Source organism: Sulfuricystis thermophila, assembly GCF_004323595.1.
GTDB classification, from domain to species: domain Bacteria; phylum Pseudomonadota; class Gammaproteobacteria; order Burkholderiales; family Rhodocyclaceae; genus Sulfuricystis; species Sulfuricystis thermophila.
Window position 1 is genome coordinate 159,718 of sequence record NZ_AP019373.1, and the last position, 24,575, is coordinate 184,292.

Below are 24,575 nucleotides of genomic sequence, written 5' to 3' on the forward strand. Positions count from 1 at the left end.
CGGCAAATGGAGACCCGGAACGAAAAGATCGAACACGCAGACCTGGAACGGCCTGCGCGCGCCAAACTGCACGTCGGCTTGGCAACCACCCCATCCGAAATCCTCGCCGCGCAAAAACTGCGCTGGCGTGTCTTCGCCGAGGAACTCGGCGCCACGCTGCCGACGCGCACGCCGGGCGTGGACCAGGACTTCTATGATGCCTGGTGCGAGCATCTGATCGTGCGCGACGAAGCCAACGGACGCATCGTCGGCACCTATCGCATCCTCTCGCCACTGGCGGCACGCCGTGTCGGCAGCTACTACTCGGAAAACGAATTCGATCTGACGCGCCTGGCGCATCTGCGACCGCGCATCGTCGAAGTCGGCCGCTCCTGCATCGATCCGGAATACCGCACCGGCGCGACGATCGCCTTGCTGTGGTCGGGCCTGGCGCGCTACATGATGGACAATGGTTACGAATATCTGATCGGCTGTGCCAGCATCGGCATGCAAGACGGCGGCCATAACGCGGTGGGCATCTACCATGCGCTCGCCGCGCACGAAGCGCCGCCCGAGTATCGCGTCTTTCCCCGCCACCCCTTGCCGCTCGATCGCATCTGGGCTTCGCCGCACCCGGAAGTGCCGCCGTTGATCAAAGGCTATCTGCGTGCCGGTGCCTGGGTTTGCGGCGAGCCGGCCTGGGACCCGGATTTCAACACTGCCGATTTGTTGCTGTTGCTGCCGATGAGTCGTGTCAATGCGCGTTATGCCCGCCACTTCGTCGAGCGGCGGGTGTGAAAGCCATGCTCCGCGAGCTACGCACGGCATTTCGCATCACTCGCGTCGGGCTCCATCTCGGCTGGGGTGCGGCGACGGTCGCCGTGGTTTATCCGTGGCTCGATGATCGCTGGCGGCGCGCGTTGAAACGGCGTTGGTCGCGTCAGCTGTTGGAAATGCTCGGCGTCAAACTCGGCGCTGGCGACACGGCACCACCGCCTGGGCTAATCGTCTGCAACCACATCTCCTGGCTCGACATCTTCGTCATCAATGCCATCACGCCGGCTGCCTTCGTGGCAAAGGCGGAGGTGAAAGACTGGCCGCTGATCGGCTGGCTGTGCGCACGCACCGAAACACTCTTTCTCGAGCGTGGCTCGCGCACCTCGGCGCGTCGCACGATCGAGGCCATGGTCGTACGCCTGAAGCGTGGCATTCACGTCGCCGTGTTTCCCGAAGGCACGACGACGGCTGGCGAGCACGTGCTCCGTTTCATGCCGCGCTGTTCCAGGCGGCGATCGAGGCACAAACCCAAGTCGTACCCCTTGCGCTGCGCTATGCCGATCAGCGCGGCAACCCGAGCCGGGCAGCCGCCTACGTCGGCGACGTCACGCTGTGGCAATGTCTGTGCGCGATCGCGCGGGCAAACGGTTTGGTGGCGGAGTTGCGTGTGCTGCACGCACTCGAACCGCACGACGGTGTTCGCAGTGAATTGGCGCGACAATGTCGCACAAGAATTCTCATGCATCTCGAAGGTCGTCGCTTCCTGCCGGTTCTGCCAGAGGAGGCCGCAGCGGTGGGCGAAGTGCCCGAGCTCGAAGTGCAACCCGTCCCATAGTCCGCAATGTCCGCAATGAATGGAGAACATTGCTGCCGTTGTTCTGCGCCGCTTTCACGCCGCGAGCGCCTGTTCGATTCCCTGTTATGCACTGCCTGCGAACAGGAGCTCGGCGCCTATCACGGGCCTTTGCCCGATCCGAATCTGTCCTTCCCCGTGACGCCAAGACGTATGACGCTACACAGTACTGAAACGGAGCCGGCATCCTCGGCAACGGATCTGCATACGTCATGAACACGCCAACAGCCCAACTTGGAGAGAACCAACCATGAGTTTCGCCACCCGAACGATCGTCGCCGCCTTGGCAGGCGCCTTTGCCGCGGTCACGCCCCTGAGCGTCGTTGCCGCACCCCCCAAACCCGTCAGTGTCGAATTCACCCCTACCCCCGCCCCGCAGACGGACGATGAAATGATCGCCACCTACACCCGCTCGCTGGCCAAGGTGACCTTTTCGAACGGCAAGACGCGCGACTATCCGCTTTCCTACGTCACGCTGTTCAAGAACACCGATCCCGTCGCGCGCGTCAATGGCAAGACGTATCCGGCCGGGCAGATTTTCGATGCCCACATGAACCCGGTCATGGAGCCGCAAGGCGATCCGGCGCTTGCCGAAACGGCCGATGCCAACACCCTGATCACGCTGGGTGGCAAACTGTTCCTCGTCACCCACTGGGAGTACGACGATGTGCTCGCCACCGGCGAAGAGGCGAGAAAGTCGAAATCCTGGTATGCGCGCATGCCGATGACGATGAGCCTGTCCGAAATCGTCCAGGACAAGAAAAGCGGTCGCTTGAAGCTCAAGCGCCAGCAGCCGATCGACTTCTCCGCCGTGCAGGGCGGCTGGATCTTCTGCAATGCATCGCTGACGCCGTGGAATACGCATCTGGCCGGCGAGGAAGACTACGACCTCTACTTCGTGCCGGGCGAAAAGGAGTTCAAGAAAACCCAGGCGGGCCTCAAGCCGATGAGCGAGGTCTATTTCCGCGGCGAGAAACAAGCCAATCCCTACCACTACGGCTATCACGTCGAAGTCGAGGTGAACAAGGACGGCACTTACCAGGTCGTCAAGCATTACGAAATGGGCCGCGGCACCTGGGAGATGGCGCAATTCGCCAACGATGGCCGCACCGCGTTTTATGGTGATGATGGCAACTATGCGGGACTCTTCATGTTCGTCGGCCACAAGGCGAATGACCCGGCCGCCGGCGGCACGCTATATGCCGCGAAATGGCTGCAAACCTCGCCGGACGGCAGCGATGGTGGCACGGCCGACCTGCAATGGGTGAAACTCGGCAGCGCGACTCATGACGAGATCAAGGCGCTGATCGATGCCGGCATCACGATCAACGACATTTTCGAACTGTCGCTGAGTGAAAAACCGGACTTCGTGCCCACCCGCGCCGGTTCCGCCGAGACGATCTGGCTGAAGCTGAAGCCCGGCATGGAAAAGGCCGCGGCCTTCCTCGAAACACGCCGTTACGCGGCTTATCTCGGCGCGACCACCGAATTCACCAAAGGCGAAGGTGTGGCGATCGATCACGCCGGCAAGAAGCTCTACTATGCGATGAGCTACATCCAGGGGCCGATGAAGGCCAACGACGGCGGCCCGGTCGATCACATCCGCCTCAAAGAAAACCAGGCCGGCGCAACCTATACCCTCGATCTCGCCGGTGGCCAGAAAGATACCGAGGGTAATCTTATCGACTCCGCATACGTGCCGGTGCGCGCCTATGTCGAGCCGGCACTCTTGGGTCGCCCGATCGCCGCCGATGCGCTCGGCAACACTGCCGATCCGGAAGCCATCGCCAACCCGGACAACCTGTTCTATGTCGAGAAGATGCGTACGCTGTTCATCGGTGAGGACTCGGGCACACACGTCAACAACTTCGTCTGGGCTTACAACGTCGATACCAAGAAGCTCTCGCGCATCTTGAGCGTGCCTGCCGGTGCCGAGGCCACGGGACTCAAAGTCGTCGAGAATCTCAACGGCCATGCCTACATCCTCTCCAACGACCAGCACCAGGGGAGTGACTGGGCGAAGGGCATGAGCCAGGCGCTCAAGGATCGTTTGATGCAACGTGCCGGCGATAAATGGGGACGCAATCGCCACGGCGTGCCGTTGTGGCATCTCGAATCGCGTGTCGGCTATATCGGCGGGCTACCGGGTTTTTGAGTGTTGCGTGAATTCAAACACTGCGCTCCACAGGAAAGCGGCAGGTGAACGTGCTACCGCGACCGGGCACCGAGGTGATCTCGAGTCTGCCGCCATGGCGCGCCAGCACATGCTTGACGATCGCCAAACCCAGCCCGGTGCCACCCGAAGCGGTTGCGCGGCCCTTGTCGACGCGGTAGAAGCGCTCGGTGAGGCGCGGGATGTGTTCGGCGGCGATGCCGATGCCGGTATCGGTGACGGAGAAGGTGGGCTGGCCATCGACGATGCGCCAGGCCAGCGTGATCCTGCCGCCGGCCGGGGTATAGCGTACGGCGTTGAAGATGAGATTGCCGAAGGCGCTGCGCAGCTCATCCGCGCTGCCGCGCAGCTTGGCGTCCGACAGCTCGGCGGTCTCGATCGTATGCTGCCCCGCCGAAAGGGCGAGTGCCTCGGTACGCAGCGCTGCCACGAGAGCGGCGATATCGACGGTTTCATCGCTGGGCGGCAGCTCGCTGTTTTCCAGACGCGACAGGGTCAGCAGGTCGGCGATGAGGCGCTTCATGCGTTCGGCCTGTTCGGCCATCAGGCGGATGAAGGCGCGCGCCGCCTCGCCCGTCGGCGGCGTGGCGGTGTCGAACTGTTCGAGAAAACCCGAGATCACGGTCAGTGGCGTGCGCAGTTCGTGCGAGACGTTGGCGATGAAATCCCGGCGGATGGTTTCGGTACGCACCTGTTCGGTGACATCGGTGGAGACGAGCAGCGTTTCCCCTTCGGAAAAGGGGATGAGTATGACCGACAACACGCGCTCGCCATCGTTGCCGGCGACGCGCAGCTGGGCGGATTGCCGGCTGGGATGGGCACGATAGGCGGCGGCCAGCTGCTGGAATTCACTTTGCCGGATCAGTTGGCTGACCAGGGTGCCGGGATCGCGCGCCGCATCGAGGGCGAAGTGTCGGCACGCCGCATCGTTCAACCAAACGATGCGCAATTGCCCGTCGAGCAGCATGACGCCGGCTGGCAGGGCCTGGATGGTGAGGCGGAAGCGTTCGAGTGCATTGCCGAGCTCGAACTGCTGGCGGCGCTCTTGCTTGCGCAGAGCCTGCAAGCGGGAAAAGATTTCGCGCCAGGCCCCGCTGCCATCCGGAATGGTTTGCAGCTCGGGGGCGGCGAGCCAATCGCGCAGCGCGTTGCGCTGGCGGATCTGGCCGGCGAGAGCAGCGCCCAGGGCGATGACCAGCGCAGCCAGCAGCAGGAGTGGCCAGAGGGTGGTTTCACCGCTCATCGGGACGGGCTGGCGAGCTTATAGCCGATGCCGCGTACCGTCTCGATCAGTTGTTCACCCACCGGACCGAGTCCGGCGCGCAGACGGCGGATATAGACATCGATGGTGCGGTCTTCGAGAAAACGATGATCGCCGCGCAGCGCGTTGAGCAGTTGGTCGCGGGTGAGCGCCCGGTTCGGGTGGTTCATCAGATATTGCAACAGCTCGAATTCCGTCGGCCCGAGCGTAACGGGCTGACCGTGGCAGGTGACGGTGCGTGAGCCCGGATCGAGCCGTACCGGTCCGATCTCCACCGGGTCGCCAGCCAGATGCGGGGCACGGCGGCGCAGCACGGCGCGGATACGCGCGATCAGTTCCTTGGGTGAAAACGGCTTGCTGACGTAGTCGTCGGCGCCGATCTCCAGGCCCTGAATGCGATCGGCCTCTTCGCCGCGCGCCGTGACCATGATGATCGGCAGCTCGCGCGTGCGTGCTTCACTGCGCAAGCGCTTTGCCAACACGCTGCCCGACATGCCGGGCAGCATCAGGTCGAGCAACACCAGCGCCGGCAGGCGCTGCCGGATTTCCTCCAGCGCCGCCTCGGCGGAAGGGACGATCACGACCTCGAAGGCTGCCTGCTCCAGCGAGTAGCGCAGCAGCTCCTGGATCGCGGCCTCATCCTCGACGACGAGAATGCGCGCCCGCCCGCTCATTGTGCGGCAGCCTCCTGCTCCAGCTCGTCGAGCTTCAAGTGACGCACGTCGCGGCCCTTGACGATGAAGATTACATCGCGGGCGATGTTCTTGGCATGATCGCCGACGCGCTCCAGCGACTTGACGCTGAAGATGATGTCGAGCGCCGACGAGATTGTGCGCGGGTCTTCCATCATGTAGGTGACCAGCTCGCGCGTGATGGAGCGGAAATGCTGGTCGATCTCCTTGTCCCGGCGGACGATATCGAGGGCGGTATTGGCATCCATGCGCACGAAGGCATCGAGCACGTCGTGGAGCATCGTGGCGCACTGTTCACCCATGTGGCGTACCGCCATGATCTGCGGTGTGGTGACGGCCAGTTCGCGCTCCATGATCTTGCGCGCCGCCTTGGCGATCTTCTTGGCTTCGTCGCCGATGCGTTCGAGGTCGGTGACGGTCTTGCTGACCATCATGATCATGCGTAGATCGACGGCGGTCGGCTGGCGCCGGGCGATGACGTGGGTGCAGGCAGTGTCGATCTCGATTTCGAATTTGTCGACTTCGGCATCGCGCGCGATGACGCGGTCGATGAGATCAGTATCGCCTTCAACGAGCGCCCGGGTGGCATCCCTGACCTGTTCCTCGACCAGACCACCCATGCGCATCAGCTGGGCGCGCAGGTCGTCGAGTTCGGAGTCGAATTGTTTGTAAAGGTGTTCGCTCATGGTCCCTCCTCAGCCAAAGCGGCCGGTGATGTAGTCCTCGGTGCGTTTGTCTTTCGGCTTGATGAAGATTTCGTCGGTGACGCCGAATTCGATCAGCTCGCCGAGATACATATAGGCGGTGTAATCCGAGACGCGCGCCGCCTGCTGCATGTTGTGGGTGACGATCAGGATCGTCACCTTCTTCTTCAGCTCATGGATCAGTTCCTCGATGCTGGCCGTGGCGATCGGATCGAGCGCCGAGGTCGGCTCGTCGAACAGCAGCACCTCGGGATCGGTCGCCAGTGCCCGTGCGATGCACAGGCGTTGTTGCTGCCCGCCGGAGAGCGCGAAAGCCATGTCGTGGAGACGATGTTTCACTTCGTCCCAAAGGGCGGCGGCACGCAATGCCTCCTCGACTTTGTCGTCGAGGAGCGAACGTTTGGTGATGCCGCGCACGCGTTGTCCGTAGATGACATTCTCGTAGATCGACTTGGGAAAGGGATTCGGCTTCTGGAATACCATCGACAGGCGCATGCGCACTTCGATGGGATCGACGCGCGGATCGACGAGATTCGTGTTGTCCGGATAGAGGATCAGCTCGCCCTCGTAGCGGTTGCCGGCATACAAATCGTGCATGCGGTTGAAGCTGCGCAAGAGCGTGCTCTTGCCGCAGCCCGAGGGACCGATCAGCGCGGTGACCTGGTTTTCGCCGAGTTGCAGGTTGATGTTCTTGAGCGCGTGGAACCCGCCGTAATAGAAGTTGAAGTTTCTGGTCTCGGCTTTGACTTTGGCCGGGGTTGGCGGAAGTTTGGGCGTGTTCATCGGGGTCACCATTTGATGTTCTTGCGCAGGCGGTAGCGCAGCCAGATGGCCAGTGCGTTCATCGCCAGCGTCATGGCGACGAGGATCGCGCCGGCGGCAGCGGCGTTTTGGTGAAAGGCAGAATCGGGGCGCGAGGTCCAGTTGAAGATCTGGATCGGCATCACCGTAAAGGGCGCCTTCAGCCATTCGAAATTGAGGAAGGGTGCGGTGTCGGTGATCGGCGATGGCGGCAGGAAAGCGATGAAGGTGAGCGCGCCGATCGTGATGATCGGCGCCGTCTCGCCGATCGCGCGCGACAGGCCGAGGATGATGCCGGTCAGGATGCCGGGCATCGAATAGGGGATGATGTGGTCCCGGATGGTCTGCCACTTCGTCGCGCCGAGGCCGTAAGCAGCCTCGCGGATCATCTGCGGGATGGCGCGGATCGCTTCGCGTGTGGCGACGATGACCATCGGCAGGATCAGCAGCGCCAGCGTGAGTCCGGCGGTCTGGATGCTCTGGCCGAGGCCAAAGGAATAGACGAACAGGCCCAGCGCCAGCAGGCCATAGATGATCGAGGGCACGCCGGCGAGGTTGTTGATGTTGATTTCGATGAGATCGGTCAACCAGTGGTTGGGCGCGTATTCCTCGAGCCAGATACCGGCGGCGACGCCGAGCGGTACGGCGACCACGGCCGTGACGAGCATCACCAATACGCTGCCGACCCAGGCCGACAGGATGCCGGCCTGGGTGGCGCGGCGCGAGGGGAACGCGGTGAAGAACTCGGGACGCAGGCGGTCCCAGCCGGTGATGATCATGTCGGCGAACAGCGCGGCGATGGTGGCGAAGGCGATCACCAGGCACAGGACGCCGAGTGTGGTGAATAGCCAGTCGCCCCGCTTGCGTTTGGCGATGTTGGCGCGGATCAGGGCAATTTCTTCGGCGGCCAGCGACATCTCAATACCTTTCGCGATAGCGGCGTTGCAGCCAGAAGCCGAGTAGGTTGAACGCGAGTGTGAAGATCATCAGCGTCAGCCCGGCAGCGAAGATCGTGTTGTAGCCGACCGAACCGTGCGGCAAGTCGCCGAGCGCCACCTGGACGATGAACGAGGTGATCGTCGCCGCCGGTTCCAGGGGGTTCCATACCAGATTCGGCTGCATACCCGCGGCGATGGCAAGGATCATCGTCTCGCCCACGGCGCGCGCGATGGCGAGGATGTAGGCGGCGGCGATGCCCGAGATCGCGGCGGGTAGCACCACCCTGAGCGCCGTCTGCAAACGGGTCGCACCCATCGCGTACGAGCCTTCGCGCAGCGCCATCGGCACGGCGCGCATCGCATCCTCGGAAATCGAACTGACGATCGGGATGATCATGATGCCCATCACGATGCCGGCCGACAGCAGGCTGAAGCCTGGCAGCGACGGGATGAACCGCTGCAGCAACGGCGTGACGAACAACAGCGCGAAAAAGCCGAAGACCACGGTGGGAATGCCGGAGAGTACTTCGAGGACCGGCTTGGCGATCTCGCGCGCATGCGGGCTGGCGAATTCGGACAGGTAGATCGCCACGGTCGTGCCGATCGGAATGGCGACCAGCAGCGCGACCAAGGAGCTGACCGCCGTGCCCGAGAGCAGCACGATGATGCCGAAATGGGCATCGTCGAACAACGGCGTCCACTGGGTGTCGGTGAGGAAATCCCACAGGGGCACCTGACTAAAAAACACGAAAGATTCCTTGAGCAGCACATAAACGATGCCCAGAGTGACCAACACCGATATTGCGGCGGCGGCGAACAGGATCGCCTCGATGATGCGCTCCTTGACATGGCGGCTGGCACGCTTGGCAAGGCGATCGCTGATCGGCCGGGAGGCGGGTGCTGCAGGCAGGGATGACATGATGGGCTCCGTTCGCAACGACGCTCCGGGGCCGTTGCCGAACCCGGAGCGCAAGCCATGCAAGGCGTCAGTTTACAGCTTGGCTTCGCGTGCAAGGAGATCGTCGATCTTGATGCCGACCTCGTTCTTACCACCGAAGGCGGTGCCGAGCTTGCCTTTCTTCAGATGCTCGGCGGCGACTTCATAGGCTTTCGCCGGCAGCGGCACATACTTGACTTCCTTGGCCATGTTGGCGCCGTGTTTCAGGTAGAACTCGACGAATTCCCTGACCTCGGGACGCTTGTAGGCGGCCTCGCTGACATAGATGAAGATCGGGCGCGATAGCGGGTTGTAGCTGCCGTCGATCACTGCGGCTTCCGAAGGGGCGACAGCCTTGCCGGCGGCATTGACGATCGGTACGGCTTTCAGCTTGTCCTGGTTTTCGGCGTAGTAGGCATAGCCGAAGTAGCCGATCGCATTCACATCGCGCGCCACACCCTGCACGAGCACGTTGTCGTCTTCCGAAGCGGTGTAGTCACCCCGCGAGGATTTCGCCTTACCGACGACGGCTTCGGTGAAATAGTCGAACGTGCCGGAATCGGCGCCAGCGCCGAAGAGCTTGAGCGGCGCATTCGGGAAGGTGGGGTTGACCTGGTTCCAATGGGTGATCTTGCCTTGCGCGGCCGGTTCCCATAGGGTCTTCAGTTCGGCGACGGTCAATTGCTTGATCGGGCTCTTCGGATTGACCACGACGGTCAACGCGTCGAAGGCGACCGGCAGCTCGTAGTACTTGATGCCGGCCTTGGCGCAGTCTTCCATTTCCTTCTGCAGAATGGGGCGCGAGGCATCCTGGATGTCGGTTTCGCCGCGGCAGAATTTCTTGAAGCCGCCGCCGGTGCCGGAAATGCCGACGGTGACCTTGACGGCGCCCTTCTTGGCCTTCTGGAACTCTTCGGCGACGCCTTCGGTGATCGGATAGACGGTCGACGAGCCGTCGATCTTGACGATTTGGGCCTGGGCGGCGCCGGCGGCCATCAGGCCGGCGAGGGCAACGAATACGGTTTTACGGATGAGATTCATGTCGGCTCCTTGGTGTTTTCCTGTTGAAGTGCTGCGCATTTTGCTGGCCGATTGTGACAGCCCCATGACAGATTCGAAATGGCGCGATAAACTCCGTCGCCGAGAAGGCGCTCGACGGCCTCTACCTGATGATCGCCGAGGAAGAAAAGGCGATTCGCGAAAACCCGGTCGGCGCCGCCGGCAATCTGGCGCAGAAGGTGTTCGGCGCGCTGAAGTGAAAGTCGGCGCTGGCGGGACGGCACCGACCACCCCGTCAGACCACAACCGCTCTCCATGCAAGGACTCAACCCACCCCAACGGGAGGCGATCCGTTATCTCGACGGTCCGCTCTTGGTGCTGGCCGGCGCCGGCTCCGGCAAGACGCGCGTGATCACCGAGAAGATCGCCTATCTGATCGGCGAAGTCGGCCTGCAGCCCGCGCACGTCACGGCGATCACCTTCACCAACAAGGCCGCGCGTGAGATGAAGGAGCGCGTCGCCAAGCGCGTCGGCGAGCGTGCCAGCGAAGTGAATATCAGCACCTTCCACGCGCTGGGCGCGAAGTTTCTGCGCATGGAGGCCAAGGCGGCGGGCTTGAAACCCGGCTTTTCGATTCTCGATGCCAGCGATACTTCGGCGCTGTTCGCCGAGCTGATGAAGGATGCCGACAAAGCGCGCGTGAAGCTGATCCAGCAGCGCATCTCGTTGTGGAAGAATGCGCTGCTCGGCCCCGAGGACGTCGTTCCCGCGGACGACCTCGAAGCCGGCGCGGCCCGCGTCTATGCCGACTACGAACGCACGCTTCATGCCTACCAGGCCGTCGATTTCGACGACCTGATCATTAAGCCGGTGCGGCTGCTCGAACAGGACGAAGAAATCGCCGCGCGCTGGCGCACACGCATCTGGCACCTCTTGGTCGATGAATACCAGGACACCAACCGCTGCCAGAACCGGCTGATGCGCTTGCTCACCGGCGAGCGCGCCGCGTTCACCGCGGTGGGCGACGACGACCAGTCGATCTATGCCTGGCGCGGCGCCGACGTCGAAAACTTGAACCAGCTCGCCGCCGACTATCCGCGTCTCAAGGTCGTCAAGCTCGAACAGAACTACCGCTCGACGACGCGCATCCTCAAGGCGGCCAACAGCGTGATCCGCCACAATCCCAAGCTGTTCGAGAAGAAGCTCTGGTCGGACAAGGGGCATGGCGAGGTGATCCGCGTCATGGCCTGCCGTGACGATCAGCACGAGGCGGAATGGGTGGTCACGCGGCTGCTGGCGCACAAGTTCGAGACACGCGGCCGCTGGCGCGACTACGCGATCCTCTATCGCGGCAATCATCAGGCGCGCCTCTTCGAGCAGCAGCTACGCGCCCACAAGGTGCCCTATCGGCTCTCCGGTGGTCAATCCTTTTTCGACAAAAGCGAGATCAAAGACCTCACCAGTTATCTGCGTCTGTTGGCGAATCGTGAAGACGATCCGGCCTTCATCCGCGCCGTCACCACGCCCAAGCGGGGTATCGGCGGCACGACGCTCGAAGCGCTCGGCCAGGCGGCGGGACGACGTCACATCGGCCTGTTCGCGGCGATCTGCGCGCCGGGCATCGAGCTCGAAATCAAGGCCGCACCCCTGGCTGCTTTGCGCGAATTCGCCGCCTTCATCGATCGCATGGCATCGCGCGCCGAGCGCGAACCGGCAGGACAGGTGCTCGCCGACTTCCTCAAGGCGATCGGCTACGAGGCTTGGTTGCTGGAAAGCATGGAGCCGCGTGAGGCCGAAGCGCGGCTTGCCAACGTGCGCGACTTCGTCCAATGGCTGGCGGCGAAAGGTGAGGAGGAGAACAAGACCCTCCTGGAACTGGCGCAGACCGTGGCGCTGATCACGATGCTCGACCAGGAAGAGGCAGATGCCGACGCGGTGCAGCTCGCCACCTTGCACGCGGCGAAGGGGCTGGAATTCCGCCATGTCTTCCTGGTCGGCGTCGAGGAGGGCATCTTGCCGCACCGCGAGGCCATCGACGCCGGCAACATCGAGGAAGAGCGGCGGCTCATGTATGTCGGCATCACGCGCGCGCAGCTCTCCCTCAACGTGAGCTGGTGTCTGAAGCGCAAACAGGGCAAGGAGATCGTCGAGCGCACGCCGTCGCGTTTCATCGCCGAGATGGGCGACGATGTCAGACACGAGGGTCAGGGTGCCGTCCCGGAAGCAGAGACTGTCGACAAGGCCGCCGGCAATGCGCGGCTGGCGGCCTTCAAGGCGCTGTTGAAACAGCCTTGATCGCCGCCACGCGCGCTTCATGAATGCGCGCGGGAATCTGCTGCGGATCGGCGCAAGCTTTGGCGATCGCGCCGGCATCGACGGCCTGCGCCGCGGCGAGTGCCTGCCGCCAGCTGCGGGCCGCCGCGTAGTCCTTGTCTTCCCAGCCAAGCCGGCCGCGGTAATCGGCTTCGCAGGCCGCGAGGATTTCCGTGAAGCGGGCCGGACGGCGCAGCGCATCGCAGCGCTCCAGAATCTTAAGCTGCGTTTCTGGGCGCAGTTCGGCGACCTTGTGGAGGTCGCCGTGGAAGCGCGCCACCAGGAGCGCGAGATCACGGCAGGCGGCCGGCACCTTGAGACGTGCGGCGAGCGGCTCGATGAGCGCGACGCTTTTCTGCTCGTGGCCGACGTGGCGCGGCAGGATTTCGGCCGGCGTCATCCCCTTGCCCAGATCGTGGGTGAGCGCGGCAAAGCGCGCCGGCAGGGAGAGATTCAGGCGCGCGGCCATGTCGATCACCATCATCACATGCACGCCGGTATCCACCTCCGGATGGTAGTCGGCGCGCTGCGGCACGCCCCAGAGACGATCGAGCTCCGGCAACAGTTTCGCCAGTGCGCCGCAGGCGCGCAGAGACTCGAACATCCGCGAGGGGCGGTGCTCCATGAGGCCCCGCGCCAGCTCCTGCCAGACGCGTTCCGGCACCAGGTGATCGACCTCGCCGTTTTCCACCACCGCGCGCATCAGGGCCAGCGTCTCCGGCGCGATGGAAAAGTCGGCGAAGCGCGCGGCAAAACGCGCGACGCGCAGGATGCGCACCGGATCCTCGGCGAAGGCCGGCGAGACGTGGCGCAGGATCTTCTTCTCCAGATCGGCGCGGCCGCCGAAAGGGTCGATCAGCGTGCCGTCCTCGGCCTTGGCGATCGTATTGATCGTCAGGTCGCGGCGCGCCAGATCCTCCTCCAGCGTCACCTCGGGCGAGGTATGAAAAGTGAAGCCGTGATAGCCGCGGCCGCTTTTCCGTTCGGTGCGTGCCAGGGCGTATTCCTCATGCGTGCGCGGGTGCAGGAACACCGGGAAATCCTTGCCGACCGGCGTAAAGCCGCGGGAGAGCATTTCTTCAGGGGTGCTGCCTACCACCACCCAGTCGCGATCCTGCACCGGCAGGCCGAGCAGTTCGTCGCGCACTGCGCCGCCGACGCAGAAAACCTTCATTGCTTGGCGAGATAGCCCGGCGCCACCGCTTCGAGCGGCGTGGCGGCCAGACCGAAGGGCAGCGTGCAGCCTTGCGGACAGACGTTCGGTACCTGCATCGAACGCACGTTGTCACGCGTCATCGGACCGTTGGGCAGCCATTCCATGACGAATGCCTGCAGATAGGAAAGCGCGAGGGGCAAACCGATGATCGGGCGTGGATGGCCGGAAAGCCAGCCGGTATAGGCGACCAGCTCGCGCAGGGTATAGACGCGCGGACCACAAAGCGGATAGGTTTGTCCCTGGCTTTCGGGATGATCGAGACTGGCGACGATGGCCGAGACGACGTCCTCGACCCAGACCGGCTGGAAGCGCGCCTCGGGACAGGCGAGCGGCACCAGCGGCGCGAGCTCGAGCAGCGAGGCGAACAGCGTCAGGAAGCTGTCGCCGCGGCCGAAGATCACCGAGGGCTGGAAGATCGTCGCTTGCGGATAGGCGGCCTTCACCGCCGCCTCGCCTGCGGCCTTGCTCTGCAGATATTCGGAGGGGGCATCCGGCGCGGCGGCGAGCGCCGAGATGTGGATCAGCCGCGGAACATTGGCCGCGGCGGCGGCGCGGGCGATTTTCCCTGGCAGCTCGACGTGCGTGCGCTGGAAATCGCCTTTGAGGATGCCGACGAGGCTGACGACCAGATCCTGTCCGGCCATCAGTCGGGCCAGCGTGGCCGGGTCATGCACGTCGGCTTCGATGACGCTGGCGGTCGGCAGGACGGTGAGATGTTTCGCCCGTTCGCGGCGGCGCGTCGGCAGTGTCAGCGCAAAGTCGGCGCTGGCGAGACGGCACGCCAGCGCGCTGCCCAGAAAGCCGGTGCCGCCGATCAACAAAGCGTTCTTCATGGCAGGTTTTCCGCGGGAGTATCACCAAAACCGCGCGGGCGAATGGTGCCGAGCCGCGCCGTCAGCGAAGGCGCCGCTCCTTCCATCACGATGGCATAGTGCATCGCATTCGCCATCACCTTCTTCACATAATCGCGCGTTTCGTTGAACGGGATCGTCTCGGCGTAGATCGCGCCTTCGAGCGGCACGTCGGCACGCCATTTGCGCGCCCGCCCAGGTCCGGCGTTGTAGGCGGCGGTGGCGAGCACGGGGTGGTCATCGAGACTGTCCATCACCATGCGCAGGTAGTTCGTGCCGAGCGTCACGTTGATGTCCATGTCGGTGACCTTGCCCGGATGGTAACTGGTCAGGCCGATCTTTTTCGCCACCCATTTCGCAGTGGCGGGCATCAGTTGCATCAGACCCTTGGCGCCGGCGCTCGATTTCGCGTCCATCACGAAGCGGCTTTCCTGGCGCATCAGCCCATACACCCAGGCGGGATCCAGTGCGACCTCGCGCACGCGCGGCGCGACTTGTTCGAAAAACGGCGTCGGATAGCGCAGCGCGAAATCGTGTTCGGCGCGGGTGCGCTCGGCGGTGTTGATCGCACGGTCGATGACCTCGTTGCGGCGGGCAAGATCGGCGGCGGCCAAAAGCTGCCGGTCGTTCATGCCGGCCAGCGCCCAGTTCCACTCGCGCACGCCCTCGTTGCGCAGTTCGGCGCGGATCAGCGCCAGCGCACGTATCAGCGTGGGATGGCTTTCGGCCTCACGACGCTCTTCGGGGCTCGGCGGCTGGGCGGGTGGCGGCAGACCGATCCGCTGCCCGAGCGCCTCGCTGGCGAGGATGCCATAGAAATCGTCCTTGCCGGCGATCTGCCGATAAAGCATTTGCGCCTCATCCGACCTGCCGAGCGCGGCCAGGGCCCGCGCGCGCCAGTAGCGCCATTCCGGCCGGTCGGTCAGCGTTGCGGGAAGCTGGGCGCTCGCGCGCAACACCCCCTGCCAGTCGCCGGCGCGCAAGCTCGCGCGGATGCGCCAGCCATGTTGTTCGTCGTCGAAGCGTGCGCCGAGCTGCTCTGCGCGGTCGAACCAGTCGACCGCCTCGGCTTGGTGGGCCAGTGCGGCGGCGAGCGCGAGGCGTCCCCAGACGAGAGCACGCAGATCGGCGGGCAGCCGCGCCTCGATCTCCTGCCAGCGCGCTGCGGCGACATGCACGTCGGAGCGGGCCATACGCAGAATGGCGAGCGCGATGAGTTCGCCACCGTGGCGCTGGGTGGCGAAACGTTCGCTCAACCGTATCGCAGCCCGGACCGGATGCTCGGCAATGTCGTCCAGCTCGCGCATCGTGGGCGCCTTGCCGTCGGGCAGCCAGCTGGCGAGGACCCTCGCTTCCTTGAGCTTGCCGCCCGCCCATTGGCGGAACAGGCGCTCCCACAACATCTCGCTCGGCAGCTCGCCTCTCGCTGCGAGGCGCCCCAGCGGTGACAGGCAGCTCGTGGCGAGCGGCTGCGGGGAGGCCAGGATCGCCAGCGCATCCTTTGACGCCTCGGGCTCACCGAGCTGCAAGCGCGCTTCGAGACCGCGGCAGAGGCTTTCCGCATCGGGTCGCTGCAAGCGGGCGAATTGTTCGCGCGCGCGTTGCCAGTCCTGCCGTTCGACCAGCCACTTGAGCCATTCGGCGCGCATCTTCTCGCCGAGCCAAGTGCCGGCCTCGCGCTCGACGAATTCCGCGACACCTTCGTCCGAAGGATTCTTTCGGTCGGCGAGCTGCAGACTCAATTGAAAGTAACGCGCCCAAGCTGCGAGCGGATGTGTGCCCAGGCTCGCCACGGCATCGGCGAGTGCCGCGCGATCCTTCCTGGCATAAGCCTCGCGTGCGGCAGCGAAAGCCGCGTCTTCAGCCGCCGGTGCCGCCTGCAGCCAGGCCGGCAGGGTGATGAGTAGCACGGTGGCGAGGAAACGTTTCATCTTGTGACGACTCCGCTCGAATCTTTTCAGATTAGCATAGTGCGAGAGGCCCACCATGACCGAGAAAACCCGCCAAACCGCCGTTGATCCAGATGCCCTACGGGCGAGGCTGCGACGCGAGATGATTGCCGCGCGCATGGCGATGCCGGCGGCGGCGCATCGGGCCGCCAGCGTGGCGGTCTGCCATCATCTCGGCGAGTTCCTGCTGGCGCGGCCGGCGGGGATGATCGCTTTCTGTTTGCCGATACGCGCCGAGGTGGATTGCCGCCCGTTGATCGAGCGGCTGCTCGCGGCCGGCTGGCAGGCCGCGATGCCGGTGGTGCGGGCGCTGAATGCGCCGATGGAGTTTTTCGCCTGGTGGCCGCAGGCGCCGATGAGCGTCGATCCCTACGGTATCCCGGTGCCGGCGACACATCGCACGCGCGAGCCGGAGGTCCTGCTGCTGCCCCTCGTCGCCTTCGACGCGGCGGGTTATCGTCTCGGCTACGGGGGCGGTTATTTCGATCGCACGCTGGCGGCGATGCGCGCGCATCCGCTGACGATCGGCGTCGGTTTCGATCTGGGCGCGGTGGACGATCTGCAGCCCCAGCCGCACGACATCCCGCTCGACCTGATCGTGACGGAAAGCGGAATACGCAGCTTCAAGCACCCCTGATCGCGCCACTCGATAGCCAGAAAGTCATAGACAATGGAGCCTGCCCAAATGAAAACCTCGAACGCCATTCCGTTGATCACCCTCGCGCCGGTACTCGATGCCCGGCATGCCTGGGTCGCCTTGCGGCTGACGGCCGAAGCGCCTTTCGACACTGCCGGATTGCAGCGTCTCATCGAGGATTGCTCGCTGGCCGGCGTGTTGGGCACGCTGCCCTGTATCGTGCCGGCCGACCCGCTGCGCATCGATCCCGCGCTGACGAAGGATTTGCCGCGTGATCGTCTGATCCTGTTGTTCTCCTGGCAGACAGGGGCGGAGGCAGCGCATCGCGAGACCCTGCAAGCCTTACGCAAGGCCGGGTTCGGTCTGATGGCCGCCGGCGTGCCGGCCGAGAATGCGGCATTGGCGCCCGAGATCACTTCCCTCGCGGTGGCCTGCCCCGGCAGCAGCGCGCCGGAACACCTGGTCAGGCTGCTGGTCGAGCGTCCCGGCCCGCATCTGGCGCTGGGCACGACCGAGAAGGTGTGCCCTGGATTTTGCCGCTTTCACTGGCTCGCCGGGCATTACGCGGGGATGGCTCTCCCGACGATGACGGGCGATCCGGCCATGCGCAGCCAGCTGCTCCGTCTGCTGGCGCTGATCACCGCCGATGCCGAGCTGACCCAGATCGAGGCGGTGTTCAAGCGCGATGCCTACCTCTCCTACAAGCTATTGAGATTGGTGAATTCGGTCGCCTTCATGCCGAGGCGGCGGATCGAGAATTTTTCCCAGGCGCTGATCATGCTCGGGCGACGTCAACTGCTGCGCTGGGTGACGCTGCTGCTGTTCGCCCGACCGCCCGGAAGCGAGTTCGGCAACCCGCTGCTGCCGCTGGCCGCGCTGCGCGGCCAATTGCTCGAATCGATCGCCCGGCGGCGCGGCATGACGCATGACCAGTTCGACCAGGCCTTCATGACGGGGATGTTCTCGCTGCTCGATCAATTGTTCGGCCAGCCGCTGGCGGAAATCCTCGCCCCGCTCAATCTCGCCAAGGAGATCGAGCAGGCGCTGCTGGGCCGGCATGGCGAGCTCGGCCTTTTCCTGAAGACAGCCGAGACCGCGGAACAGGACGACCTGCCGGCGCTTGCCGCAGCGCTCGCTTCGCTCGGCATCGATCGGGAAGCCTGGGCCGCGATGCTGATCGATGCGGCCGGCTGGGCAGCGCGGGTCGGCAGGGAAGCCTGACCGGGAGGGCTATGGCCGAGCACGAGAATCCCTTTCCCCTGCCAGCCATCCCCAGCCTCGAACAGGCGCGCGCGATGTGTGCGGCGGCGCGCGCGGTATCCGGCGCCTGCCAGCTCGCCAGCCAGGTCAAGGTGCTCGATCAGGTCCATGAGTCGATCATCACGATGGACCTCTCCGGCCACATCACCGGTTGGAACAAGATGGCCGAGAAAATGTTCGGCTATACCGCCGAAGAAGCGATCGGCAAGCACATCCTGTTCCTCTATGCCGATCCCGATGCCGAAGAGGACGCGGAATTCCGCGAGACGGCCTTTCTCGGTGAGAATGGCCACGAAATGGAAGTGCGCCGGCGCCGCAAGTCGGGCGAAGTGTTCTGGGCGAGCCTGCAGCTTTCCCTGGCTCACGACGAGAACGGCCAGCCGGTCGGCATCGTCGGTTATCTGTCCGACATCACTGCGCGCATCGAGACCGAAAAGACCTTGCGGCTGCATGCGCGCATCTTCGAGTTCAGCCAGGAGAGCATCCTGATCACCGGGCCGGACCGACGCATCCTGTCGGCGAATCCGGCATTCACGAAGATGACCGGCTACACGGAAGAGGAAGTGATCGGCCGGCTGCCGACGCTCTTGCGCTCGGCGCGGCATCCACTGCATTTCTACGAAGAGCTCTGGCAGTGTGTCGAGGAAACCGGCAGCTGGCATGGCGAAATCTGGACCCGCCGCAAGAACGGCGAGGATTTCCCGAGCTGGGCCTCGATCAGCCTGGTGCGCAACCGCGAGGGCCGCATCTGCAACTATTTCTCGATCTTCGCCGACATCACCGAGCGCAAGGCAGCCGAGGAACGCATCCATCATCTCGCCTATTACGACAGCTTGACCGGCCTGCCCAACCGTGCGCTGCTGCACCGTCTGCTCGAACAGTCGCTCGCCGCATCGCGCCGTTACCGCCGCAGCGGTGCGTTGCTGTTCATCGACCTCAACCGCTTCAAGCCGATCAATGACAGTCTCGGCCATGCGGCTGGCGACCGGTTGCTGCAGCAGGTCGCCGAACGCCTGCGCACGGCGGTGCGCACCGAGGATGTCGTCGCCCGGCTCGGCGGCGATGAATTCGTCATCGCGCTGTTCGACATCGCGCGCCGCGAGCATGCGGCGCGGGTGGCGCAGAAGGTGCTCGATGCGTTGGAGCCACCCTTCCGTATCGAGGGGCACACGCTGCGTGTGGGTGCCGCGATCGGCATCAGCGTCTTTCCGCGTGATGGCAACACGCCGGAAACCCTGCTGCGCATGGCCGACATCGCGATGTATCGTTGCAAGGAAACCGGCCAGACCGGTTACATGTTCTTCAGCCAGGAGATGAACCGGCAGGCGCTCGAACGCCTGCGTCTCGAATCCGGCCTGCGCCAGGGCATCGCCCGCAACGAGCTGCGCCTGCTCTATCAGCCCAAGATCGATGTCGCCACCGGTCGTATCGCCGGTGCCGAGGCGCTGGTGCGCTGGCAGAACCCCGATCTCGGCCTGTTGCCGCCCGATGCCTTCATCCCAATCGCCGAAGAGACCGACCTGATCACCGACCTGACCGGCTGGGTGCTCGATGCCGCCTTGCAGCAGATGCGCGCCTGGGGGGAGGCTGGTTTGCAGCCTATGCGAATCGCGATCAATCTCTCGGCGCGCGATTTCCAACCCGGCTTGGCGGAACGGCTACAAGCCTTGCTGGAACGCCACGGCGTGGCGCCGGAACAAGTGCAGCTCGAGATCACCGAAAGCCTGCTGACCCAGCGCAATGCCATGGTCATGGAACTGATCGACAGCCTGGATGCACTGGGCGTTTCATTGGCATTGGACGATTTCGGCACCGGCTATTCGAGCCTCTCCTACCTCAAACGTTTCCCGATCGATACCTTGAAGATCGACCGTTCGTTCGTCAAGGGCATACCCGATGACGAGAACGACTGCGCGATCGCTCGGGCGATCATCAGCCTGGCGCACAGCCTCGATCTGCATGTCGTCGCCGAAGGGGTCGAGACGCGAGCGCAACTGGAGTTCCTCAGCCGGCTCGGCTGCCAGGAAATCCAGGGTTACCATTTCTCGCCGCCGGTGCCGCCAACGACGTTCGAAGAGATGCTCAAAGCCGGACTCACCATACCACCGCGTTGAACCTGTCCCATCTCGTGCCGTGCCGCCAGCGCCGACTTTGAGCGCCTCAAGCCGTGCAGGCTTTGCGGATGCGTTCCAGCGCCCGATCGAGCAAAGTGCGCGTCGTGCCGAAGTTGATCCGCACATACTGCGCGTAGGCGGAACCCGGCCCGAAGGCGGCACCGTCGGACAGACCAATGCCGGCCTCCTCGAAGAATGCGGCGGGATGTGCGAGGCCGAGTTCGCGGCAATCGATCCAGGCGAGGAAACTCGCCTCGACGCGTTCCATCGAGAGATTGGGCAGCGCATTCACGACCTGCTCGACGCGTGCCGCATGGCTGCGCAAGGTATCCAGCAATTGCGCACGCCAGGCGCCGCCCTCGCGCAACGCGGCCTCACAGGCGACGAGCCCGAGCACGTTCGGCTGCGGCACGATGCCGTGGGTGGCGCCCTCGAAGGCATGCCGTAGCGCCGCATCGGGAATGATCGCCCAGGCGCAGCCGAGGCCGGCGAGATTGAAGGTTTTCGACGGCGCCATCAGCGTGATCGTCCGCGCGGCGATTTCCGGCGCCAGCGCGGCGAACGGTGTGTGCCGGCCGGTGAGCGTCAGATCGCAATGGATCTCGTCCGAGCAGACGACGAGATCGTGCTTTTCCGCGAGTGCGGCGAGCTGCCACAATTCGTCGCTGCGCCAGGCACGCCCGACCGGATTGTGCGGATGACAAAGCAGGAATAGCCGGCTGCTGCGCATGATCGCATCGGCGGCGGCAAAGTCCCAACCCCAGCCCGCTTCGCTCCTCACCAGCGGCAGCGTCATCAGCCTGCGCCGTGCCTTGAGTGGCGCCGACAGGAAAGGCGGATAGACCGGTGTGGCGGTGAACACCCCATCGCCTGCCATGCCGACCGCGTGGCAGGCAGCATGAAGGCCGGGCACCAGCCCCGGCAGCCAGACGAGCCACTCTGCTTCGATGCGCCAGCCGTATTCTCGCTGGCAGTGCTCGATGACGGCCTCGACCAGCGATGGCCAGGGCTCGCCATAGCCGTACAGGCCACAGGCGATGCGTGCTTGCAGGGCGCCGACGACCGCCGGCGGTGCGGGGAAATCCATGTCGGCGACCCACAGCGGGATCACGTCGCGGCCGGCATACTTGCGCCAGCGCACCGAGTCTGGCGGCGGCGTGAAATCGAGGCTCATGCCCCTCGTCCGCGCCAGTCGCAGGCCAGCAATGCACCGCAGCCGCCGAGCAGGACAGAAATTCCCAACATGGCGCCGATCTCACGCATGCCGGGCAACGCCAGCGTGAAATCGAAGCCATACAGGCCCGCGAGCTCCGCGACCGGCAGCCGCAACCAGAGCATCGTCCCGCTGACGATCAGCCACGCCGTCAAGCCGCCAAAAAAGCCGAGCAGTAGACCTTGCCAGAGGAGGGCCGGTCGGCCGATGTCTGCGGCTGAAAAAGAGCCGGCATGCGCCTGGGCGCGCTCGATGGCCGCCCGCAGGCGCAAGGCGTTGAAGACGATCGCGATCAGCGCCAGCGTCAACAGGCCGGCAAGCAGCATGCCGCCGGCCTTCAGCAGACGGTTGATCGCGGCCAGACGGCGCGCCCAGTCGGCATCCACCTGGACATGCTCGATCTCGCGCCACTGGCGCACCGTCGCGGCCAGCGCATCGAGGGTGGCCGGATCGTCATCGGTCGGCGTGACGACGATCGCATCGGGAAAGGGATTGTCCGGCAGCACGGCGATTGCATCCGCCAAGCCGCCGGTGCCCTTGGTTTTCATGCGCGTCAACGTGTCCTCGCGCTTGAGCAGCCGGGTCTTCGCCACACCTGGCAGGGCCTTGAGCCTCTCTTCGACGGCGAGCGAGGCCTTGCGCTCGGCAGCGACGGGTAAAAACACGGTCAGTTCCGGCGCGGCCGCCGTTCGCTGTGCCAGCGAGGCGAGAGGGGTGAGCAACAGATAACCGCCGACCGGCAGGGCACACAGCACGCCGATGCCGAGCATCGCCAGCAGGGTATCGACTGGCGCCGCGAACAACCGGCGCAGGGCGAGCAGCGCTGAAGCCATCTTCCTCAGACATGGAACTGCGCGGCCAGCACTTTCAGCTTTGCCGCCAGGGTGCCGACCCTGCGCGCCTCCTCGCTCGAACCCTGCGCCACCTCGGCATTGTGTGTCGCGCTTTGCGAAATACGTTCCATGTTGCCGGCGATCTCGCGCGTCGCGGCGCTGCTCTCGGCGAGCGCCGCGCCGATCGATTCCACCGCCTGGCTGGCTTTCTGCACCGTCCGCTCGACGTTGGCAGCCATCTCGCCGGCATTGGCCGCGCTCTTCGCGCCTTCCGAGACGCTCTGACTGCTGGCCGCGACTTCGGCGGCCACCGAGCGGCTCACCTCCTGGATGCGCGCGATCATTGCCGCGATCTCCTGGGTCGAATTGCCGGTGCGTTCCGCGAGCTTGCGCACCTCGTCGGCCACCACGGCGAAGCCGCGGCCCTGTTCGCCGGCGCGTGCGGCTTCGATCGCGGCGTTCAGCGCCAAGAGATTGGTCTGGTCGGCGATCTCGCGGATCACCAGCACGACGCGGCTGATCTCCTCGGACATCGAGGCCAGATCGGCGATGCGCTGTTCGGTGTCGGCGACCGTGCGCGCGGCGCTCATGATGTGTTCGGCGGCGGCCCGGCTGGTCGCGGCGCTTTCGCGCGTCGCTTGAGCGGCTGCGGCCGCAGCTTCGAGCGCTTCCCGCGCATTGCCGCTCATCGCTTCGGTGGAGACGGAGAGCCCCTCGACGGCTTTGGCGATGTCTGAAATCGCGGCGGATTGCGTCTCGGCCGCCTTTACCGTGTCGTTGCTCGCGGTAATCAACTCGCCACTCGATTGATCCAGCGATCGCGCAGTCTGTTGGATCAGGCCGATGGCCTCGTGCAGGCGGTTTTTCAACATCGCGACGCGTGACAGGATGACGGCGAATTCATCCTTTCCTTCGGCGCGGATCACCTGGGAGAGATCGCCACCGGCCATCACGCTGATGAGCCGTTCGGTTTCTCTGGCCTTGCGGCTGATGTGCACGAGGATGGCGGCTGCCAGAATGCCGCCCAGAATGACGGCGAGCAGCGCGAAGAGCAGGCTGCGCTGGCCTGCTGCCGCAGAGGCCGCCTTCAGATCGGCCAGCAGCTTCGGCGTCGTTTCGTCGAGACGCTTGATCTCGTCGAGCAACAGCGCCCGCATCTCGCGCCATTTCGGCGTTTCCTCCTTGACCAGCAGGCTCTTCGCCTCCTCGACTTTCCCGCTCTTGACGAGCTCGAAGAGCTGCTCGTGCAATTTTTTCTGCTCGGCGCGCAAGGCAATGATCCGCTCGGGCAGGCCGGACTTGAAGGTTTGCCGGTCGAGGGCCTCGGCCTGGGTAACGGCCTTCTCGAAGCTGGACGCGGCTTTCTGGTAATTGTCATAAGCCTGGGGATTTTGGGGATCCAGCATCGCGTTGCGCAGCGCCTGGCCCATTTGCAGGCCTTGGGCATACATGTTGTAAAAGTCGGTTTGGCGCGCCTGGTCCCTTTCGATGTAGTCGTGGTAGGAGGTCTCGATTCGGCCGGCGGAAAACTGACTCTCGATCAGCGCGCCGACCAGCAGCCCCATCACTAGCACCGCCACCAGGGCGAGACGGCTGCCGATCTTCATGTCGTCGAACCAGCCCCAGACGCGCTTTTGTTTCACCTGTCCCTCGTGCAGCCGGATCGAAGGATCCTGACGCATCTTCGCATAGAGCGCTTCGGCGGCGGCGACTTCCTCGCGGCTGGGCTTGGTGCGCACCGAGGTGTAGCCGCCGCCGGGCCGCGGCGTCACCGCAGCGCGCACCCAGTAGTGGTCGCCATTCTTGCAGCGGTTCTTGACCAGGCCCGTCCAGGGGCGGCCTTGCTTGATCGTCTCCCACAGGTCGCGAAAGGCTTCCGGCGGCATGTCCGGGTGACGCACGATGTTCTGCGGTTGGCCGATCAGTTCTTCTTCGGTGAAGCCGCTGACGGTGCAGAAGTCGTCATTGACGAAGGTGATGCGGCCTTTCTCGTCGGTATGGGAGATGATCGCGATGTCGCTCGGGTATTGGCGTTCGATGCCGGTGACGGGTTGGTTGTTGCGCATGACGATTCC

20 protein-coding genes and 1 pseudogene are annotated in these 24,575 nt (G+C 64.5%); 8 read left to right on the forward strand and 13 right to left on the reverse strand.

What is annotated here, in order from left to right; translation table 11 throughout:
• Positions 1–6: 6 nt before the first annotated feature.
• The 3 genes from M52SOB_RS00915 (at position 7) to M52SOB_RS00925 (ending at position 3,764) form a co-directional block, all read left to right on the forward strand.
• On the forward strand, positions 7–777 hold the full coding sequence (locus tag M52SOB_RS00915) for a GNAT family N-acetyltransferase (protein WP_131109993.1): 771 nt from the start codon (positions 7–9) through the stop codon (positions 775–777).
• Positions 778–782: 5 nt separating this feature from the next.
• Positions 783–1,610 (forward strand): lysophospholipid acyltransferase family protein, encoded by an 828-nt coding sequence (locus M52SOB_RS00920; protein WP_284155257.1) that lies wholly within the window; start codon positions 783–785, stop codon positions 1,608–1,610.
• A gap of 249 nt (positions 1,611–1,859) precedes the next feature.
• Positions 1,860–3,764: a PhoX family protein gene (locus M52SOB_RS00925; RefSeq protein WP_131109995.1), complete on the forward strand. Its 1,905-nt coding sequence runs from the start codon at positions 1,860–1,862 to the stop codon at positions 3,762–3,764.
• A 13-nt stretch (positions 3,765–3,777) separates the two neighbouring features.
• Here the strand turns inward: M52SOB_RS00925 and phoR are convergent, their stop codons facing one another.
• The 7 genes from phoR to M52SOB_RS00960 form a co-directional block, all read right to left on the reverse strand.
• Entirely contained in the window at positions 3,778–5,025 is a 1,248-nt protein-coding gene (gene phoR / locus M52SOB_RS00930) for a phosphate regulon sensor histidine kinase PhoR (RefSeq protein WP_131109997.1), read from the reverse strand.
• Positions 5,022–5,717 (reverse strand): response regulator, encoded by a 696-nt coding sequence (locus M52SOB_RS00935; protein ID WP_131109999.1) that lies wholly within the window; start codon positions 5,715–5,717, stop codon positions 5,022–5,024. The genes phoR and M52SOB_RS00935 overlap by 4 nt, the downstream gene beginning before the upstream one ends.
• Positions 5,714–6,421 carry a phosphate signaling complex protein PhoU gene (gene phoU, locus M52SOB_RS00940; RefSeq protein ID WP_131110001.1) on the reverse strand — a complete coding sequence of 236 codons (708 nt, stop codon included), beginning with the start codon at positions 6,419–6,421 and terminating at the stop codon, positions 5,714–5,716. The genes M52SOB_RS00935 and phoU overlap by 4 nt, the downstream gene beginning before the upstream one ends.
• A 9-nt stretch (positions 6,422–6,430) precedes the next feature.
• Positions 6,431–7,222 carry a phosphate ABC transporter ATP-binding protein PstB gene (gene pstB, locus M52SOB_RS00945; RefSeq protein ID WP_284155137.1) on the reverse strand — a complete coding sequence of 264 codons (792 nt, stop codon included), beginning with the start codon at positions 7,220–7,222 and terminating at the stop codon, positions 6,431–6,433.
• Positions 7,223–7,227: 5 nt separating this feature from the next.
• Entirely contained in the window at positions 7,228–8,157 is a 930-nt protein-coding gene (pstA, locus tag M52SOB_RS00950) for a phosphate ABC transporter permease PstA (protein ID WP_284155138.1), read from the reverse strand.
• Position 8,158: 1 nt separating this feature from the next.
• Entirely contained in the window at positions 8,159–9,097 is a 939-nt protein-coding gene (gene pstC / locus M52SOB_RS00955; RefSeq protein ID WP_131110005.1) for a phosphate ABC transporter permease subunit PstC, read from the reverse strand.
• Positions 9,098–9,169: 72 nt separating this feature from the next.
• Positions 9,170–10,156: a PstS family phosphate ABC transporter substrate-binding protein gene (locus M52SOB_RS00960; protein ID WP_131110007.1), complete on the reverse strand. Its 987-nt coding sequence runs from the start codon at positions 10,154–10,156 to the stop codon at positions 9,170–9,172.
• A gap of 89 nt (positions 10,157–10,245) precedes the next feature.
• Here M52SOB_RS00960 and M52SOB_RS00965 point away from each other — a divergent pair.
• Positions 10,246–10,374: pseudogene (locus M52SOB_RS00965) on the forward strand (DUF4197 family protein); the annotation flags it as partial.
• 55 nt (positions 10,375–10,429) lie between these two features.
• Entirely contained in the window at positions 10,430–12,409 is a 1,980-nt protein-coding gene (locus tag M52SOB_RS00970) for a UvrD-helicase domain-containing protein (RefSeq protein ID WP_131110009.1), read from the forward strand.
• Here M52SOB_RS00970 and M52SOB_RS00975 read toward each other — a convergent pair.
• From M52SOB_RS00975 to M52SOB_RS00985, 3 genes are read right to left on the reverse strand one after another with little or no spacing between them, the layout of a single operon-like run.
• Positions 12,384–13,601 carry a multifunctional CCA addition/repair protein gene (locus tag M52SOB_RS00975; protein WP_131110011.1) on the reverse strand — a complete coding sequence of 406 codons (1,218 nt, stop codon included), beginning with the start codon at positions 13,599–13,601 and terminating at the stop codon, positions 12,384–12,386. The genes M52SOB_RS00970 and M52SOB_RS00975 overlap by 26 nt on opposite strands.
• Positions 13,598–14,476 carry a complex I NDUFA9 subunit family protein gene (locus M52SOB_RS00980; RefSeq protein ID WP_131110013.1) on the reverse strand — a complete coding sequence of 293 codons (879 nt, stop codon included), beginning with the start codon at positions 14,474–14,476 and terminating at the stop codon, positions 13,598–13,600. Before M52SOB_RS00980 ends, M52SOB_RS00975 begins: the two co-directional genes overlap by 4 nt.
• Positions 14,473–16,425: a lytic transglycosylase domain-containing protein gene (locus M52SOB_RS00985; RefSeq protein ID WP_172601711.1), complete on the reverse strand. Its 1,953-nt coding sequence runs from the start codon at positions 16,423–16,425 to the stop codon at positions 14,473–14,475. The genes M52SOB_RS00980 and M52SOB_RS00985 overlap by 4 nt, the downstream gene beginning before the upstream one ends.
• Positions 16,426–16,480: 55 nt before the next feature.
• Here M52SOB_RS00985 and M52SOB_RS00990 point away from each other — a divergent pair, with 55 nt between their 5' ends.
• From M52SOB_RS00990 to M52SOB_RS01000, 3 genes are read left to right on the forward strand one after another with little or no spacing between them, the layout of a single operon-like run.
• The gene (locus M52SOB_RS00990; protein WP_131110017.1) at positions 16,481–17,080 is read left to right on the forward strand and encodes a 5-formyltetrahydrofolate cyclo-ligase; all 600 of its coding nucleotides are present in this window, start codon (positions 16,481–16,483) and stop codon (positions 17,078–17,080) included.
• A 48-nt stretch (positions 17,081–17,128) separates the two neighbouring features.
• Positions 17,129–18,301, forward strand: a complete 1,173-nt coding sequence (locus tag M52SOB_RS00995) for an EAL and HDOD domain-containing protein (protein ID WP_172601712.1) — start codon at positions 17,129–17,131, stop codon at positions 18,299–18,301.
• Between the two features lie 11 nt (positions 18,302–18,312).
• The gene (locus M52SOB_RS01000) at positions 18,313–20,454 is read left to right on the forward strand and encodes a sensor domain-containing protein (RefSeq protein ID WP_131110021.1); all 2,142 of its coding nucleotides are present in this window, start codon (positions 18,313–18,315) and stop codon (positions 20,452–20,454) included.
• A gap of 46 nt (positions 20,455–20,500) precedes the next feature.
• On the opposite strand, the gene M52SOB_RS01005 is transcribed toward M52SOB_RS01000, so the two are convergent.
• Genes M52SOB_RS01005 through M52SOB_RS01015 form a run of 3 tightly spaced genes read right to left on the reverse strand, consistent with a single transcriptional unit; the run spans position 20,501 to position 24,566 of the window.
• On the reverse strand, positions 20,501–21,628 hold the full coding sequence (locus M52SOB_RS01005) for a MalY/PatB family protein (protein WP_131110023.1): 1,128 nt from the start codon (positions 21,626–21,628) through the stop codon (positions 20,501–20,503).
• On the reverse strand, positions 21,625–22,500 hold the full coding sequence (locus tag M52SOB_RS01010) for a cell division protein FtsX (RefSeq protein ID WP_131110025.1): 876 nt from the start codon (positions 22,498–22,500) through the stop codon (positions 21,625–21,627). Before M52SOB_RS01010 ends, M52SOB_RS01005 begins: the two co-directional genes overlap by 4 nt.
• A gap of 5 nt (positions 22,501–22,505) precedes the next feature.
• Positions 22,506–24,566: a methyl-accepting chemotaxis protein gene (locus M52SOB_RS01015; protein WP_172601713.1), complete on the reverse strand. Its 2,061-nt coding sequence runs from the start codon at positions 24,564–24,566 to the stop codon at positions 22,506–22,508.
• Positions 24,567–24,575: the final 9 nt, after the last annotated feature.